This window comes from Kitasatospora sp. NPDC059408 (assembly GCF_042751525.1).
Lineage (GTDB): Bacteria > Actinomycetota > Actinomycetes > Streptomycetales > Streptomycetaceae > Kitasatospora.
This window is the reverse complement of the sequence record NZ_JBHYWI010000055.1, coordinates 1-16,617: the sequence shown is the minus strand read 5'-3', so window position 1 is coordinate 16,617 and position 16,617 is coordinate 1. Positions and strand designations below refer to the sequence as shown.

Genomic DNA, 16,617 nt, shown 5'->3' with positions numbered 1-16,617 from the left:
CCGGGCCGCCGGCCTGCGCCGCAGCCCCCCGCCCTGCGGGTGCGGGCGGGGGCGATCTAGGGTGCTGGCATGATCTCCTCCCCGATATCCGGCCCCCGCCACGCCCTGCAGACGCTGCTGGAGGGCAACGCCCGGTTCGTCGCCGGCTCCCCCGAGCACCCCAACCAGGACGCCGGGCGCCGGGCCGCGCTCGCCCCGGCGCAGCGCCCGTTCGCGGTGCTGTTCGGCTGCTCTGACTCGCGCCTGGCGGCCGAGATCATCTTCGACCAGGGTCTGGGCGACCTGTTCGTGGTGCGCACGGCGGGGCACGTGGCGGGTCCCGAGGTGCTGGGCAGCATCGAGTACGGGGTGAGCGTGCTGGACTGCCCGCTGGTGATCGTGCTGGGCCACGACTCGTGCGGCGCGGTGGCGGCGGCCCTGGACGCGGTGGACGAGGGCCGGCTGCCGGGCGGTTTCGTGCGCGACGTGGTGGAGCGGGTGACGTCGAGCGTGGTGTCGGCCAGGGCGGCGGGCATCGAGGACCCGGACGCGATCGTCGACGAGCACATCCGTCAGAGCGTGGACCTGCTGTTGGAGCGCTCGCAGGTGCTGGCGGCGAAGGTCGCCGAGGGCAGCGTGGGCGTGGTGGGCCTGTCCTACCGCCTGACCGACGGCCAGGCCCGCATGGTCGCCACCCACGGCGACATCCTCTAGCGGCTCCCGAGCGCCGTGTCCGATCCCCGCCAGCGCGGGCGGCGGGGCGGCGGCAGAGTCGGGGGCATGCACAAGGTCACCGATCTCAAGGTCCTCTACTTCGGCACCCCGGTGGTGCTGATCGGCTCCCGCAACGCGGACGGCAGCGCGAACCTGGCGCCGATGTCGTCCGCGTGGTGGCTGGGCCACTCGTGCCTGCTGGGGCTGGGCAACAGCGCGCAGACGTCCGCGAACCTGCTGCGCGAGGGCGAGTGCGTGCTCAACCTGCCCTCGTCCGCGATGGTCGACGCCGTCGACCGGCTGGCGCTGCTGACCGGCAATCCGGTCGTCTCCGAGTACCGGCGGGAGCAGGGCTACCGCTACGAGCCGCGCAAGTTCGAGGCGGCGGGGCTGACCGAGCTGCCCGGGGAGCTGGTGCGGGCGCCGCGCGCGGCGGAGTGCCCGGTGCAGCTGGAGTGCCGGCTGGCGGCGGCCACGCCGCTGGCGGGCAACGAGCGGTGCACCGCCTTCGAGGTGGAGGTGGTGCGCGCGCACGTGGACGAGCGGCTGCTGGTGCCCGGCAGCGACCACTACGTGGACCCGGTCGGCTGGGACCCGCTGATCATGAAGTTCTGCGAGTTCTTCGGCGACGGGCGGCGCCTTGCGCCCTCGCGCCTGGCGGAGGGCTGGCGGATGCCGGGACGGCTGGCGCCCGCGCGGGCCTGACGGAGTGTCCGGGGTTGACTTCAACAGCTGTTGAAGTTGTCGAATGGGTCCCGGCACCACCGCACGGGCGCCAATGTCGATGCCCGCCCGTGCCGGGGCCGGGGCCGCCTTCCATCCGATCGTGCCGGAGGCGGCCCCGGCCCCGCCGCCGTTCAAGGGCCCGCCCAGGCCCGCTCAGGCCCGCTCAGGCGCCGGCGCTCTCGGCGAGGGTGTGGGCGACGAGGGCGTTGGCGTGGCCGTGGCCCAGGCCGTGCTCGGTCTTGAGCCAGGCCACGAGCTCCATGTGCTTGGTGAGCGGGGAGGTGCGGATGAGGTCCTTCCACTCGGCGACGGGGCGGCCGTACTTCTTCTCGATCGACGGGAAGTAGGCGGCGGGGCCCTTCACGGGGGTGGCGGTCATGGTGCGGTGTCCTTCCGGGGTGGCACACAAATAGCGGTGCGCGGTGCGTTTCACGGGGTAGGACCGTGATCGCACCGCGCACTCATCGCTTCACGCGCGTGACTCGCGTCACACCGTGGCGCGGCGCCTTCCCCGGCCGGCGCGGCGGCCGGCGGGCGGGGTGGGGTCGGCGTTCCAGGCGGCGACGGGGTTGCCGAGCCAGCGGGTGGAGCCGGGGACGTTCTCGCCGCGCATGACCAGGGAGGCCGGGCCGACGGTGCTGCCCTCGCCCAGGGCGGAGTTGAGCAGCACGATGGAGTGCGGCCCGGTGGTGGAGCCCGCGCCGAGGTGGACGGTGCCCAGGCGCATGACGCGGTCGTGGAAGAGGTGGGTCTGCAGGACGGTGCCGCGGTTGACGCTGGCGCCGGCCTCGACGGTGACGAGGTCGCTCTCGGGCAGCCAGTGGGTCTCGCACCACACGCCGCGCCCGATGCGCGCGCCCAGGCTGCGCAGCCACAGGTTGAGGTAGGGGGTGCCGGTGATGCTGGAGCCGCCGAAGGGCATGGCGAGTTCCTCGACGAAGGTGTCGTAGAGCTCGTTGCGCCACACGAAGGAGGACCACAGGGGGTGCTCGTCGGTGCGGAAGCGGCCCACCAGCAGCCACTTGGCGGCGGTGGTCAGCGCGCAGGCGATGACGGCGGCCAGGGCGAGGACCAGTCCGCCGGTGGCGATGGCGGTGGGCACGCCGTAGTCGTCGCGGATCTCCTGGAAGGCGGCGAGGACGAAGTCGCCGAGGACGACGGCCAGGACGATCGGCAGCAGGCGGCACAGCTCGACGCCGGCGCGCGCCCACATCAGGCGCCGGGGCGGGTCGTAGGTGCGGGCCTCGCCGCCGGTGTCGGCGACGCGGGGCAGCGCGAAGGCGGGGCGCCCGAGCCAGGAGGAGCCCTCGGGGGCGTGGGCGGGGGTGTCGGACAGGACGCCGACGAGGGAGTTGTCGGGCAGGTGGCGCCCGGGGCCGACGATGCCGGAGTTGCCGACGAAGGAGCGCTTGCCGACCTGGGCGGGGCCCAGGTGCAGCCAGCCGGCGCGGACCTCGTAGGGGGCGACGAGGGTGTCGTCGGCGAGGAAGGCGCCGTCGTCCACGCGCATGAGGCCGGGCAGGGACAGGACCGTGGAGGCCTCGACGCGCCGGCCGATCTTCGCCCCGAGCAGGCGCAGCCACAGCGGGGTGAAGAGGCTGGCGTAGAGGGGGAAGAGGGTGCGGCGGGCGGTGTCGGTGAGGCGGTGGACGGCCCAGGCGCAGAAGGCGACCTTGCCGTGGGCGGGGTGGTGGCCGGGGCGCAGGGGGCGGGAGAACAGGCGCACGGCCAGGACTATGAGCGTGGCGTGGCAGAAGAGGGTGAGGACGGTCAGGGGGATGGTGAGGGGCAGGAGCTGGAGGATGGCCTGGCCCAGGGTGCGGTCGGCGTCGATCATCGGGTAGATGATCGCGAGGGCCGGGGCGGCGGCGATCAGCGGCAGGAGGCCGAAGAGGGTCAGGCCGGTGCCGTAGGCGAGGTTCCAGGCGCGCGAGCGTGCGCGCGGGGCGGGGTGGGCGGGCCAGCCGGCGGGTGCCTCGGGGGCGGGGCGGGCCGGGGAGCCGTGCCAGTGTTCGCGGGCGGGGACGGTGCCGGTGACGCAGGAGCCGGGGGCGATGTCGGCGCCGGCGCCGACGCGGGCGCCGGGCATGAGGGTGGAGCGGGTGGCGACGCGGGCGCCTTCGCCGATCTCGACGTGGCCGAGGTGGAGGATGTCGCCGTCCAGCCACCAGCCGGCGATGTCGGCCTCGGATTCGAGGACGGCGCCGGTGCCGATGCGGGCGAGGCCGGTGACGGGGGGCAGGGTGTGCAGGTGGACGTCCTTGCCGACGCGGCAGCCCAGGGCGCGCGCGTAGCGGGCGGCCCAGGGGGTGCCGGGCAGGGCGCCGACGCCGAAGAGGGCGACGGTGCGTTCGGCGAGCCACAGGCGCAGGTGGACGTGGCCGCCGCGGGGGTGGCTGCCGGGGCGGATGCCGGCGGTGATGACGCGGGCGCTCGCGGCGGCGAGCAGGGTGCGGCCGGGGGCGCTGTAGAAGAGGAGGAGGCCGGCGAGGACGGGCCACCAGGAGGAGTGGGGGGCCCAGGGCAGGTGGGCGCCGGTGAGGTTGTCGAGGGCGGTGAGGACCAGGACCCAGCGCAGGCCGGCGAGGGTGAAGAGGCCGAACAGGGCGATGGTCTGCCACAGGCCGGCGCTGGCGGGGGTGCGGCGCACGTCGCGCCGGCGGGGCGCGGGGGCCTCGGGGGTGCGGGCGCCGGTGTGCGGCGGTGCGAGGGAGTCGAGGTGGGCGGCCATCGCGCTCAGGCCGGGGTGGGCGTAGAGGTCGGCGACGGACACGCCGGGGTAGCGGGTGCGCAGTTCGGAGACGAGGCGGGCGGCGGTGAGGCTGGAGCCGCCGAGGGCGAAGAAGTCGTCGCCGGCGCCGGGGGCCATGCCGAGCAGGGCCTCCCAGTGGCCGGCGAGCCAGCCGGCGGTGCCCTCCAGGGGGCCGGCGGCCGCGGCGTCCTGGCGGCCGGTGGTGGCCAGCGGCCAGGGCAGGGCGTTGCGGTCGACCTTGCCTGAGGTCTTGGTGGGCAGGGACTCGACGAGGGCGAGGACCGGCACGAGCGGGGCGGGCAGGCGCTCCAGCAGCAGCTGGCGGGCGGCGGCGAGGTCGGGGTGGGTGCCGGGGCGGGCGACGAGGTAGCCGACCAGCAGGTCGGCGCCCGCGGGGGTCTTGCGGACGGCGGCGGCCGCGGCGCGCACGTCGGGCAGGGCCTGGAGGGCGGCGTCGATCTCGCCGAGTTCGATGCGCCGGCCGCCGAGCTTGACCTGGTCGTCGGCGCGGCCGACGAAGACGAGGCCTTCGGGGTCGTTGCGCACGAGGTCGCCGCTGCGGTAGACGCGCGGGGAGGCGAAGACGGGGTGGGGGCTGAACTTCTCGGCGTCCTTGGCGGGGTCGAGGTAGCGGGCGGTGCCGACGCCGGTGATGAGCAGTTCGCCGGTCTCGTACCAGGGCACGGGGTGGCCGTTCTGGTCGACGACGGCGATCTCCCAGCCGTCCAGGGGGGCGCCGATGCGCACGGGCTGGCCGGGCAGCATGCGGGCGGCGGTGGCGACGACGGTGGTCTCGGTGGGGCCGTAGGTGTTCCAGAACTCGCGTCCGGGGGTGGCCAGGCGCTCGACGAGTTCGGCGGGGCAGGCCTCGCCGCCGACGATGATCAGGCGCACCGCGTCCAGGCACTCCTGGGGCCACAGGGCGAGCAGGGTGGGGACGGTGGAGACGGCGGTGATGCGGCGCTCGACGAGCCAGGGGCCGAGGTCGGTGCCGGCCTTGACGAGGGAGCGGGGGGCGGGCACCAGGCAGGCGCCGTGGCGCCAGGCGATCCACATCTCCTCGCAGGAGGCGTCGAAGGCCACCGACAGGCCGGCCAGGACGCGGTCGCCGGGGGCCAGCGGCCGCTGCTGGAGGAACAGGCGGGCCTCGGCGTCGACGAAGGCGGCGGCGCTGCGGTGGGTGACGGCGACGCCCTTGGGGCGGCCGGTGGTGCCGGAGGTGAAGATGATCCAGGCGTCGTCGGCGGGCGAGGGCCAGGCGGGGCGGCCCGACGGGCGGGCCTGGGGGCCGGCGCTCAGCTGGTGGCCGGCGCCGATGACGGCGCACACCTGGGCGTCCTGCCAGATCATGGCGGCGCGCTCGTCGGGGTCGTCGGCGTCCACCGGCACGTAGGCGGCGCCGCAGCGCAGGACGGCGAGGACGGCGACGTACAGGTCGGCGGTGCCGGAGGGGATGCGCACGCCGACGCGGTCGCCGCATCCGATGCCGTGGCCGGCCAGGGTGCCGGCGAGGGCGTCGACCTCCTGCAGGAGGGTGCGGTAGTCGAGCACCCGGGTGCCGGTGTCCAGGGCGGGCGCGTGGGGGTGGGCGTCCGCGGTGGCGGCGATGATGTCGAGCAGGCTGCGCGGGTGGGCGGGCTGGGCCACCGGCCAGGCGGCCGCGTACCCGGGGTGGGGGCGGTGCAGCGTGCCTGGGCCGGCCGTGTCCTGGCGTGCGTCCATGGGGGGTGGTTTCCTCGGCTCCGGTTCCTGGGTCAGGTCTGTTGGCTCGGGTGCGGCGTCACCCGCGGGGTGGGCGGGTGCGAACGCGCACGGGCGTCACTCGGGGTGACGCCCGTGGAAGCACGTTCTTTCACCATGACTCGGTGGGGAGTCCTGCGGATGCAGATGGAGCGTGGTCAAAGGAAATTCTCACGATCTGTGCCGCACGGGACGGCAGGGGAACGATTCGAATGTGATTTCGGTCTTTATGGGGTGTTTTCGCTGGTGAAGGGTAGCGGCTGCGGGAGGACGGCGCCGTGACGGGAGGGATGGGAGTGATGAACGCCATGCGACCGGAACGCTACCGGCTGCGGCGGGGGCGCCGCCTCCGCGGGGGTGTGCGAACCGTTCACCCGGACGACACACCGTGACGGCGGCGTTGACCTGGGCGGACTCTTCGGGAACGCACCGGGGGCGGCCCCCGGGGCCCGGGTGAGGGATTGGTGAGGGAAGCGCGGGGGCCGGCGACAGGACGTACACGCATTCGACGTAGGAGGTGCCGGGGACGCCGTGGACCGGCCCAGGACGATCTCCCGGACATCCCCCCGAACTCCCCACCGGGCGTCCCCGGACCTCCCCCGCCCCTCGCACTCCCCCGGACCTCCCCGCCTCCCCGCTTCTCCCGGCCGCCCTTGCTAGCGTCGTCGTCCGTGAGCCTGGTCTGGTACGCGGCGTACGGGTCGAACCTGGACGCCGCCCGCATGGCCTGCTACCTCGCCGGCGGGCGCCCCGAGGGCGGCGCACGCCACTACCCCGGATGCCGCGACCCGCGCCCGCCGCGGCGCGACGCCGCGGTGACCCTGCCCGGGACGATGTACTTCGCCTGGCACTCCCCGACCTGGGGCGGCGGCGTCTCCTTCTACGACCCGGACGCCGAGGGCCGCGTCCCCTGCCGCGCGTACCTGCTGTCGGACGGCCAGTTCGGCGACGTCGCCGCGCAGGAGATGCACCGCTCCCCCGGAACCGACCTCGACCTCACCCGCGTCCTCACCCACGGCCGCGACCGCACGGGCCCCGGCCGCTACGAGACCCTGCTGCGCGCGGGCACGCTCGACGGCCTGCCCCTGCTCACCTTCACCGCCCCCGGCGGCCTCGCCGCCGCCCGCCTCAACCCGCCCACCGCGCCCTACCTGCGCACCCTGGCCGCCGGACTCGCACAGTCCCACGGCTGGAGCGCCCGCCGCTGCGCCGCCTACCTCGCCACCCGCCCGGGCGCGGCCGGGCACTGGAGCGAGCGGGACGTGCTGGCCGTCCTGGGCTGACGGCGGCCGCCCGTTCGTCTCAGCCGTGTGCCGCCGGCGCCGCGGGTGCCGCGGGTGCCGGCGCAGGGTGTCCAGGGCCGGTTCGGGGGTGTCGTCCCCCAAGAAGCAGGTGAAGACCGGCTCGCAGTGCGTGCTCACGGGGACATCCCGTGGGAAGGAAAAGGGGTTGTGAACTGCTGGGGGTCGAGGTCGTTTTCGTGCGCATGGGTGTCCGTGAGTTTGTTTTCGATCATGGCTTGTTGGGCGGATGAGGCGACTGTCAGTGGCGTGTGTGAGGGTGGTGGCGCTGACGGAGAGGGGGTTGGCGTGACTGGGCCGGGGAAGCCGCTGCGGCGGATCGACGCGCCGTTCGTTTCCCTTGGCCCGTCGGGTGTGACGGTCCGTGACCGTCTCAAGGGCCTGACCCCCGAGGACGAGAGGGTGCTGCGGCTGGTCGGCGGGCACCTCGGTTCGCTGGCGTCCCGGGATCTCAAGGCCCGGTGCGCCGACGGCCTGGATCACTCGGCGACCACGTGGGCGGCCCGAAAGCGGGATCTGACCGGTGCGTCGTCGTCCCGCTGGGCGGGCTCGATCACCAAGGCCACACACGACCAGTGGGCGCTGTCGCGCCGCGGGCAGGCCGCGTATCTGGACTCCCTGGACGCCGGGATCAGGACGGTCTCCCACCGCCTGTCCCTGCCGATCGGGGAGAAGGGTGGCAGGCGGCAGCCCGGCGGATACCGTTCCAGGCACGAGTGGTTCGTCAAGGCCCGGCGTCTGTACGTTCTTGAGGAGCGACGCGCGGCTGTCGCCGCCGACCGCGACAACGGCATCGTGCGTGTGGTGCGCGGCGGCCGGAAGCTGCTGGGCACCCGGCACAACCTCGCTGCCGCGAATCTGACCGAGGCCCGGTGGCGGGAGAAGTGGGAGAGCGCGCGGTGGTTCCTCGCCGCCGATGGCGAGTCCGGCAAGCGGTTCGGCAACGAGACGATCCGCGTCACCCCGGACGGCGAGGTGTCGATCAAGCTGCCCGCCCCGCTCGCCGGCCTGGCGAACGCAAAGCACGGCCGGTACGTCCTGGCCGCGAAGGTGACATTCCCGCACCAGGGGCAGGAGTGGGCCGACCGCATCGAGGCCAACCGGGCGGTGGCGTACCGCATCCACCTGGACGTGTCCCGGGGGCGCTGGTATCTGGACGCCTCCTGGACCCGGCCCGTCGTGAAGACCATGCCGCTGTCCGCGGCCCGCGCGGCCGGGATGGCCGGCGTGGACACCAACGCCGACCACTTCGCGTGCTGGCGACTCGATGTCCACGGCAACCCGGTCGGCGAGCCCCAGCGGTTCCCCTACGACCTGACGGGCACGGCCACCCACCGCGACACTCAGATCCGGCATGCCATCACGCAGCTCCTCCACTGGGCGAAGCGCTGTGGTGTCACGGCGATCGGCCTGGAGAACCTGGACTTCACCGCCGAGACCACCCGCGAGAAGCACGGCCGCAGGAAGCGGTTCCGGCAGCTCATCTCGGGCATTCCCACCGGCAGACTCCGTGCCCGGCTCGTCTCCATAGCCGCCGAGCTGGACCTGGTCATCGTCGCCGTGGACCCCGCCTACACCTCCCGGTGGGGCGCGCAGCACTGGCAGGAGCCACTCGCCACGCCCACCCGCACAACCACCCGGCACGATGCCGCGAGCATCGCGATCGGGCGACGCGCCCTCGGACTCCCGATCCGGCGACGGACGGCACCGCCCCACGACGACCGGAGTGATCGTCGCGGGCATCGGACCGTCCAGGCCCCCTCGGGCATCCGGAGGCGTGAGGAAACCCGCCACCCCGCCACGGACCGTGCACACGATGCACGCAGCCGGACGGGGACAACGAGAACGCGGGCGACCAGCCGGGCATCCAACACCGTTCGGGATGCGCGCAGTGATCAACCGTGGGTCCAAGACCCACTCCTGCTCACTGAATAGGAACGGTTGCGCGCAGCCCCGTGGGGACTGCTAGCATCCCCTCCCGTAACCGTGACCGCACGTCAGGAGGTGGGCCCCGTGAACGCAGTAACCACGTGGGTGCTCCCTCTCCCCGTCACGGCATAGGTCTTTCGCCGGGAGCGCCGAGAACGACGCATGTCCCGGAAGGTGATTCCTATGTCCTCTCTCCACTTCATTTCCGACACCGCCTCCGCCGGTGTCCGCGAGCGCGACTTCCTCCTCGGTGAGGTCCCCGGCGTCCTGTGGTCGCCCGAAGCCGGCTGCCGGCAGGCGCCGCTGGTCCTGATGGGCCACGGCGGCGGACTGCACAAGAAGACCCCGGCCCAGGCCGACCGCGCCCGGCACCTCGTGCGGACCTGCGGGTACACGGTCGTGGCCATCGACGCGCCCGGTCACGGGGAGCGTCCCCGCACGGCCGTCGACGACCGGGCCCGGGCCGACATGATCCGGGCCCGCCAGGACGGCGAGCCGCTGGGCCCGATCGTCGCCGCCTACGGCACCCACCTCGCCGAACTCGCCGTCCCGGAATGGCGGGCCACGCTCGACGCCCTCCAGCGGCTGCCCGAGATCGGCCCCGACGCACCGATCGGCTACGGCGGAGGCATCACCCTCGGCACGGCGATCGGCATCCCGCTGGCGGCCGCCGAGCCGAGGATCCGGGCCGCGATCTTCGGCGGCGGGTTCATCCCGCACGAGGGACTGCTGGCGGCGGCCCGGCAGGTCACCGTCCCGGTGGAGTTCCTGCTCCAGTGGGACGACGCCGAGGTCCCGCGCGAGCTGGCCCTGGGCCTGTTCGACGCCTTCGCCTCCAAGGAGAAGACCCTGCACGCCAACCCCGGCGGCCACGGCGACGTCCCCGCCTTCGAGGACCCGGCCCTCTTCCTGAGCCGCCACCTCGGCACGGCATAACGCACCCGAGTGGGAAGTCGGCCCGGCCGACTTCCCACTCCGCCCTCCCGCTCCACGGCGGCAGCCTGACAAGATCGACCGATGCGAATCGTCCTCCTGGAACCACCGGCGTGGCCGCGGGAATCCCCGGGCGCATCACTGGCCGGCGCCCTCGCGGTGCCCCGCATCGGCTTCGGCGACCTCATCCGCGCCCACCTCCGCGAGCGCACCGAACTGGGCCGCCGGGCCTACGAGTTCATGAAATCCGGCGAGCGGATCCCGGACGAGATCAGCAGCGCGATCGTCGCGGACCACCTGCACCAGGCCTCCCCTTCAGGCTTCGTCCTCACCAACCACCCGCTCAACACCACCCAGGCACGGGCCCTGGACGAACTGCTCCACCGGCGCGGCACGCCCCTCGACGCCGTCGTGCACCTGCGCCTGCCCGAGGAGGAACTGGAACGCCACATCCGCCCGTACACCGACCGCCGCCTGTGCCGCACCGATGCGTCCCACACGTACGAGCCGCCGAACAACCCCCCGCCCGGCGACGGCATCTGCCCCGCCTGCGGCAGCGAGCTCTACCAGCGCGACGACGACGAGGAGACGAAGGTCCGCGCCCGCTTCACCCAGCACGAGGAGAGGGCGCAGCCCCTCACCCGGCACTACGCCGCCCAGGGCCTCCTCGTCACGGTCGACGCCACCGGCACCCCCGAGGCGATCGCCGGACACACCATCACCGCACTTCGCCGCCACGGAAGTTGAAGGCATCGGCCACACGGCGTGGGACGTCGGATCGGCCGACTTCCCACGCCCCGCACCGGTTCCCGCTAGCGTGGGACGCCGCCAACGAGGAGGGGCCGTATGGACGTCGCCCGACGCCGGATCCTGCAGGCGCTGGCCGGCACCGCGCTCCCGGCCGCCGCCCCGCCGCGTGCCGCGGGCGGCGACGGCGAGCACGAGCGGTTCATGTGGCTGGCCGTCGACCTCGCCCGCACCAACCCCGCGTACCCCTTCGGCGCGGTCATCGTCGCCACCGACACCGGCGAGGTCCTGGCGCGCGGCGTCAACGCCAAGGCCTCCAGCCCGCTCCTGCACGGCGAGACCGCCGCCATCGCCGACTACGTCGCCCGGCACGGCAACGACGGCTGGGCCGCCGCCACCCTCTACACCACCGGCGAGCCCTGCCCGATGTGCACCGGCGCGATGATCTGGGCCGGGCTGCGCCGCATCGTCTGGGCGAGCTCCGTCGACGCCATCCGCAGCTCCGGCATCCCCCAGATCGACCTGTCCGTCCGCGAGGTGACGGCCCGGGCGGACACCTTCTACGCCCCCGAACTGCTCCTGGGCGGTGTACTGGCCGACTGCACCGACGCCCTCTTCGAACAGGCGCAGCAGGTGCGGGAGAACGCCGCGGGGGCGGGCGGGCCCGGGCTCAGGCCGTCGGCCCCGGCGCGGGGGGTGAGCAGGGCGAAAACGGCGCCGGCCGGGTCGGTGAGCATGGCCAGGCGGCCCACGCCCGGGGCGTCCATCGGCGGGATGAGGGTGGTGGCGCCGTGTCCGGTGGCGGTGGCGAAGGCGATGTCGCAGTCGGTGACGGCGAAGTAGGGATGCCACTCGGAGGCCGAGCCGGCGTCGAGGTTGTCCTGCAGCAGCTGGAAGATGCCGCCCTGCTCTCCGTGCGGTCCGTCGCCCGCCGGGGAGAACGTCGCGTAGGACAGGCCGGGGCCCATGGGCACGTCCCGGAAGGTCCAGGCGAACACGGTGCGGTAGAAGTCGCGGGCGGCGGTGGCGTCGGTGGTGTACAGCTCGGTCCAGCACAGGGCGCCGGGTGCGGCGACGGTGTCCAGGCCCCGGGTGGCGCGCGGCTGCCAGACGGCGAAGTCCGCACCGGTGGGGTCGGTGAAGTGGGCCATGCGCCCGGCGTCGAAGACGTCCGTCGGGGGGACGCGGACGGTGCCTGCGGCGGTTTCGACGGCCTTGGCGGCGGCGTCGGCGTCGGATGTGCCGAAGTAGAGCGTCCAGGCGGGGGTGGCGCCTTCCTCGGTCGGCGGGCCGGCGGCGGCGACGGTCCTGCCGTCGAGGACGAAGAATCCGTACCCGCCGGCCTGCGGCCCGGCCGGCTCGAACTCCCAGCCGAACAGGGCGCGGTAGAAGGCGGCGGCGGCCTCGACGTCGGGGGTGCCGAGGTCGACCCAGTTCGGTGCGCCGAGGGCAAAGTCGGTCGAGAGCACGGCGGTGTCCTCCGGTGCGGGTGTCGTGCGGACGCTCCCTCACTCTGCCGCACGTCCTGGCGGATCGGGGTGTGCACCCGCCGGAGCAGGCGGTCGGGCGGGCCGGTTTCCCGCTCCTCGCGACCGCGAATCCGGTGGCGCCGCGCTGCTCCGTCGCGCCAGGCTGGGCGGATGGCCGACCGTTGCACCATCGTCGTCGTCCGTGAGAGCGGCGAGCACGAGCTCTACCTGTCCCGGTTCGGGGCGGTGGGGCTCGACCTCGCGCTGCTCGCCGGGCCCGGGCGGGCGCTCGCGCTGCTGCCCGGCCTCCAGCCCGGTGACTGGTGGCCGGACGACGTGCTGTGCCAGGGCGCGGCGCTCGTCGACCACCGGCGGCGGGTGCTGCTGGTGTTCGCGTGGGAGGGGCCGAGCACCACGATGCTCCACCGGGCGGCGGCCCTAGAGCTGCTGCGCGAGGCGTGGGCGGGGTGGGAGGTGCGGTGGGCCTTCGACGGTCCGGCGGACCTGCGGACGTACCTGGGGCTGGACCCGGAGGCCGTCCGGGACCGGGAGCGGCGGGTGTCGCCGGGTTTCCTGGTCGACGCGGACGACGCGGAATTGGCTGAGCCGGAGCCGATGGTGGCGGTGGTGACGGTCGGTTCGCAGCGCTGCCACCTGGTGGCGGGCGGCGGCGACCATCCCGTGCGGGAGGGCCCGGCGCTGCTGGAGCGCGTGGCGCTCGGCCCGGACCACGGGGTGTGCCGGGTACGGGCCGAGGCCGGGATCCACGTCGATCCGGCGCGGCGCCGGGTCGGGTGGTGGACGCTGGGTGCGTGCGCGCAGGCGTACGAGATGGCGGGGCGGTGGCCGGGCTGGACGGTGGAGTTCTGGCGCGACCGCTTCGAGGAGCACGTCCGGGCCTGCGGCGGGCGGTTCGCGCCGCCGCCGGTGGACCGGGAGCGCGCGCTGGCGGCGGTGCGGGCACAGGCCCAGGAGCACTGGGCGGCGCGGCCCTGACGCCCCCGGCGGCTACGGCGGCTACGGGCGGTGCAGGGCGCGCGCGTGGTCGGTGGCCCGGCGCAGCTGGGTTGCGGTGAGGCGGCGGGCGTCCCACAGGAGTTCGGCGATGCCGGCGGTGGCCGTTCGCGGCGCGGGGGCGGGCGGTTCGAGGCCGGTGAGCGCCGCCAGGCGGTCGGCGGGGATGTCGATCACGGCGGCGAAGTCGGCCAGCAGGTCGGGGGTGAGCGCCACGGTGCCGCGCCCGACGCCGCCGTAGGTGACGGCGGACCAGCAGCGGCCGGTGACGACGTACAGGGTCTTGGCCAGGTTGAGCCAGTTGAGGTTGCGGTTGCGGGCCCGGCGCATGAGGACGGCGCCGGGGCCGGGCGGGTACTGCTCGTAGGCGCGCGGTTCGGGCAGCGGGCGCACCGGCTCCTGCTGCGGGAGCGCGGCGAGGTGGCGGCGCAGTTCGCCCCTCGCGGCCGGTGGCAGGGCGAGGGCGTGCTGGGCGAGGTGGGGCACCCAGGTGCCGGCGGCGGGGTCCGCCGGGGCGAGGTCCTCGGGGACGGGGATGCCGGCGATCGCGAAGCGGTCGGCGGCGTGGAGGTCGTGCGCGTGCTCCGCAAGCCGTCCCGCCGTGCCGCCGAAGCCCTCGTTCCCCGTCATCTGGCCAGTCTAGAAGCGGTGTCGGCGGCGGGCGCTATGGTCCCCGCCATGGAACGGGAACTCTTCGCGCAGTGTGCTCCGCTGGACGGCCGGGTCGGTCACGTGGGCGGCATCGAGTCGCTCACGCTGGACGGGCGCCGCTACTACTTCGGCTTCGACTACCGCAGCGACCTGGTGCTCTCCCCGCTGTTCGACGACGCCGGGGCGATGGCCGCCTTCGCGAGCGCGCACATGCGCCAGACCAGCGGCCGGCACGACGAGGCCCACTGGGCGGGCCTGGTGGCCGCTGCGGCCGGGCACACGGAGCTGGGCTGCGACGACGCCCAGCGGGACGTCGTCTCGGCGCGGTTGGGCGGCGCTCTGCCGGAGGCCGGGGGCTACCTGCTGTACCTGCTGGGCGCGGTGACCGGGTGGGACGACTGGTTCGGGGCGGCGCCGCCGGAGGTGCAGGAGGCGCTGGACGGGCTCGGGTTCGCCGGCGGGGACGACGACGGGGACGACGACGAGTTGGCGGAGCTCGTCGACGACTGCCTGGAGGCGGTGCGGGAGTTCGGCGCGCAGGCGCGGCCCGACGAGTGGGCGGTGGTGCGTTTCCATCTGACGGCGGCGATACGTCATCTGCCGGGCAACTGGGGCCTGGTGTTCGCGCCGCTGGCGCAGGGCGTGCTGGCCCAGGGTGTCCTGGGCCAGGGCGTGCTGGCCCAGGGCGTCCTGGCGCAGGAGGCGGACGGGTCCCGGTGAGGCGGCCGTACTGGCAGGCGTACTGGTGGCGGCTGCGGTTCCGGGCGGACGGCGGGCCCGGGTGGGCGGCGGTGGGTCCCGGGGAGTTCGCCCGGGTTCCGGACGCCGCGCTGAGGGAGGCGTCCCTCGACGGGTGGGCGGATGCGCTGCTGGCGCAGGCGCCCGGCGAACTCGACGACGTGCGCGGCGACTTGCTCCTCGAGTGCTTCGCGCAGCCCGGTGCGGCCGCCGGCGCCGTGCCGGTGTACTCGCGCCGGGTGCGCCTGCCCGGGCCGTGCACCCGCGGCCGGGGCCCGTCGACCGGGCATTGACTCCTCGTTGACGGGCGGCTGGTGGACTGCGGGTGTCGGCCGGAGCGGCCGGGCGTCCACCGGAACGGGGAGGTGCCGTGATCCTGACCGACCGGCTGCGGCTGAGGCGCTTTCGCCTCGACGACGCGCCCGCGCTGGCGCGCTACCGCAGCGACCCCGAGGTGGCCCGCTTCCAGAGCTGGCGCTCACCGATCGACCCGGCGCAGGCGGCGGCGATCGTGGCGGGCTACCGGACGGAGTCGCCGCAGGGGCCCGGGTTCTTCCAGTGGGCGATCGAGCTGCGGGAGCGCCCGGGGCTGATCGGCGACCTGGCGGTGGGGACGGTGGCGGCCCGCGGCGGCGGCCTGTGGGCGCTGCTGGGGATCACGGTGGCGCCCGAGCACCAGCGCCGCGGCTACGCCGGCGAGGCGATGGGCGCCGTCGCCGCGCACCTGCGGGCGCGGGGCGTGCGGCGGGTGACGGCCGAGTGCGACGTGCGCAACACCGCGTCGGCGCGGATGCTGCGGCGGGCGGGGTTCCGGGAGACGGGCCGGGCGAGCCGGTTCGTGGGGCAGCGGGGTCTGCGGGCCGAGGTCCTGGTGTTCGCCCTGCCGGCCGAGGAGGCGTGCCGCGCCGTGAGGGGCGCGGCGCAGACGCAGATGGAGGAGGAAGAGGTGACTCCTCCCCCGGCTGAAGCCGGGGGCTTCTCGCTAACCCTTCCGGGCGTTGCGACGGACAAGCCCTGCCCGTAGAACGTTGGTGGCTCCCACCGTGTCGGCGTGGGCGCGGTGGCCGCAGGCCACACAGTGGAAGGTGTCCTGTGTGGGCCGGTTCTCCGCCGCGATGTGCCCGCATTCGGGGCAGGTGCGGGAGGTGTTGCGGGGGTCCACGGCGATCACTTCCCGGCCGGCGCTTTCAGCCTTGCCGGCGAGGATCGTGAGGAACACCCCCCAACCGGCATCGTTGATCGACTTGTTCAGCCCGGCCTTGGCCGCCGCACCGTTCGGCAGGAACACACCCGGCCGGCCGGGGTCGGGCTTCGGCACGGGAGCCTTGACCATGCTGCGGATCCTGAGGTCTTCGTGCGCGATGAAATCGTGCGCGCGGACCAGACCGAGGGCGGTCTTGTGGTCGTGGTCGAGTCGCTGGCGGCGCACCTTGCGGTGCAGGTCGACGACCTTGGCGACGGCCTTGCGGCGGCGGTTGCTGCGCCACTTGAACCGGCTGAGGGCCTGCTGAGCGGCTTCGAGCTTCGCGGCGGCCTTCCGCCCGTGGCGCGGGTTGGGAACGAACTCGCCGCCCGAGTCGGCGAGGAAGTTGGCTATGCCCATGTCGATGCCGACCACGGAGCCGGTCGCGGGCAGCGGCTCGGGCTCGCCCTGTTGGGCGGTCAGGATCACGTACCAGCGCTTGCCCTCGCGCTTGACGGACACGGTCTTGACCTTGCCGGCCACCGGGCGGTGCTGGTTGACCTTGACGTGCCCGACGCCCTGGAACCGGACGCGGGTCACCGGATCGTGCGGGGTGGAATCCCAGCGGCAGCCGTCCCCGTCCTTGGGGAAGTCCACCGTGTCGAACCAGTTCACCCCCCGAAAGCGCGGGTAGCCGGGCGTCTCGCCGGACTTGACCCGGCGGAAGAACCCGGCGAACGC

Annotated in this window: 15 protein-coding genes and 1 pseudogene; 11 read left to right on the top strand and 5 right to left on the bottom strand. The window is 74.4% G+C overall.

The annotated features are described in order from the left end of the window. The first annotated feature begins 69 nt into the window (after positions 1-69). Positions 70-693: a carbonic anhydrase gene (locus ACFXDE_RS30005; protein WP_380441195.1), complete on the top strand. Its 624-nt coding sequence runs from the start codon at positions 70-72 to the stop codon at positions 691-693. Positions 694-759: 66 nt separating this feature from the next. Beyond that, positions 760-1,398 (top strand): flavin reductase family protein, encoded by a 639-nt coding sequence (locus ACFXDE_RS30000; protein ID WP_380441193.1) that lies wholly within the window; start codon positions 760-762, stop codon positions 1,396-1,398. 184 nt (positions 1,399-1,582) lie between these two features. Here ACFXDE_RS30000 and ACFXDE_RS29995 read toward each other — a convergent pair whose 3' ends face one another. Both ACFXDE_RS29995 and ACFXDE_RS29990 read right to left on the bottom strand, forming a co-directional pair. Next, positions 1,583-1,798 carry a DUF4287 domain-containing protein gene (locus ACFXDE_RS29995; RefSeq protein WP_380497824.1) on the bottom strand — a complete coding sequence of 72 codons (216 nt, stop codon included), beginning with the start codon at positions 1,796-1,798 and terminating at the stop codon, positions 1,583-1,585. A gap of 108 nt (positions 1,799-1,906) precedes the next feature. After that, the gene (locus ACFXDE_RS29990) at positions 1,907-5,893 is read right to left on the bottom strand and encodes a Pls/PosA family non-ribosomal peptide synthetase (RefSeq protein ID WP_380497823.1); all 3,987 of its coding nucleotides are present in this window, start codon (positions 5,891-5,893) and stop codon (positions 1,907-1,909) included. Between the two features lie 689 nt (positions 5,894-6,582). On the opposite strand from ACFXDE_RS29990, the gene ACFXDE_RS29985 reads away from it, so the two are divergent. The 5 genes and pseudogenes from ACFXDE_RS29985 to ACFXDE_RS29965 all read left to right on the top strand — a co-directional run. Next, positions 6,583-7,194 carry a histone deacetylase gene (locus tag ACFXDE_RS29985; protein ID WP_380497822.1) on the top strand — a complete coding sequence of 204 codons (612 nt, stop codon included), beginning with the start codon at positions 6,583-6,585 and terminating at the stop codon, positions 7,192-7,194. 207 nt (positions 7,195-7,401) lie between these two features. Continuing rightward, a complete protein-coding gene (locus tag ACFXDE_RS29980; RefSeq protein ID WP_380497821.1) occupies positions 7,402-9,147 on the top strand; it encodes an IS200/IS605 family accessory protein TnpB-related protein in 1,746 nt (581 codons plus the stop codon). A gap of 177 nt (positions 9,148-9,324) precedes the next feature. Further along, positions 9,325-10,077, top strand: a complete 753-nt coding sequence (locus ACFXDE_RS29975) for a dienelactone hydrolase family protein (RefSeq protein WP_380441181.1) — start codon at positions 9,325-9,327, stop codon at positions 10,075-10,077. Between the two features lie 81 nt (positions 10,078-10,158). Beyond that, positions 10,159-10,821, top strand: coding sequence for an adenylate kinase family protein (locus tag ACFXDE_RS29970; RefSeq protein ID WP_380497820.1), 663 nt, complete (start codon positions 10,159-10,161; stop codon positions 10,819-10,821). 99 nt (positions 10,822-10,920) lie between these two features. Further along, positions 10,921-11,292: pseudogene (locus tag ACFXDE_RS29965) on the top strand (nucleoside deaminase); the annotation flags it as partial. Positions 11,293-11,381: 89 nt separating this feature from the next. On the opposite strand, the gene ACFXDE_RS29960 reads toward ACFXDE_RS29965, so the two are convergent. After that, positions 11,382-12,290, bottom strand: a complete 909-nt coding sequence (locus ACFXDE_RS29960) for a VOC family protein (protein WP_380497819.1) — start codon at positions 12,288-12,290, stop codon at positions 11,382-11,384. A gap of 171 nt (positions 12,291-12,461) precedes the next feature. On the opposite strand from ACFXDE_RS29960, the gene ACFXDE_RS29955 reads away from it, so the two are divergent. Next, complete coding sequence (locus ACFXDE_RS29955) at positions 12,462-13,286, top strand: hypothetical protein (protein ID WP_380497818.1); 825 nt, start codon at positions 12,462-12,464, stop codon at positions 13,284-13,286. A 21-nt stretch (positions 13,287-13,307) separates the two neighbouring features. Here ACFXDE_RS29955 and ACFXDE_RS29950 read toward each other — a convergent pair whose 3' ends face one another. Further along, complete coding sequence (locus tag ACFXDE_RS29950) at positions 13,308-13,934, bottom strand: hypothetical protein (protein ID WP_380497817.1); 627 nt, start codon at positions 13,932-13,934, stop codon at positions 13,308-13,310. Positions 13,935-13,982: 48 nt separating this feature from the next. Between ACFXDE_RS29950 and ACFXDE_RS29945 the strand changes: the two genes are divergently transcribed. The 3 genes from ACFXDE_RS29945 (at position 13,983) to ACFXDE_RS29935 (ending at position 15,717) form a co-directional block, all read left to right on the top strand. After that, complete coding sequence (locus tag ACFXDE_RS29945; protein WP_380497816.1) at positions 13,983-14,675, top strand: hypothetical protein; 693 nt, start codon at positions 13,983-13,985, stop codon at positions 14,673-14,675. After that, entirely contained in the window at positions 14,672-14,986 is a 315-nt protein-coding gene (locus ACFXDE_RS29940; RefSeq protein WP_380497815.1) for a hypothetical protein, read from the top strand. Before ACFXDE_RS29945 ends, ACFXDE_RS29940 begins: the two co-directional genes overlap by 4 nt. 77 nt (positions 14,987-15,063) lie before the next feature. Next, positions 15,064-15,717 carry a GNAT family N-acetyltransferase gene (locus ACFXDE_RS29935; protein ID WP_380497814.1) on the top strand — a complete coding sequence of 218 codons (654 nt, stop codon included), beginning with the start codon at positions 15,064-15,066 and terminating at the stop codon, positions 15,715-15,717. Here the strand turns inward: ACFXDE_RS29935 and ACFXDE_RS29930 are convergent. Further along, positions 15,676-16,617: RNA-guided endonuclease InsQ/TnpB family protein (locus ACFXDE_RS29930; protein ID WP_380497813.1), on the bottom strand; the 942-nt coding region annotated here is incomplete at its 5' end. The two genes, ACFXDE_RS29935 and ACFXDE_RS29930, sit on opposite strands and share 42 nt — an antisense overlap.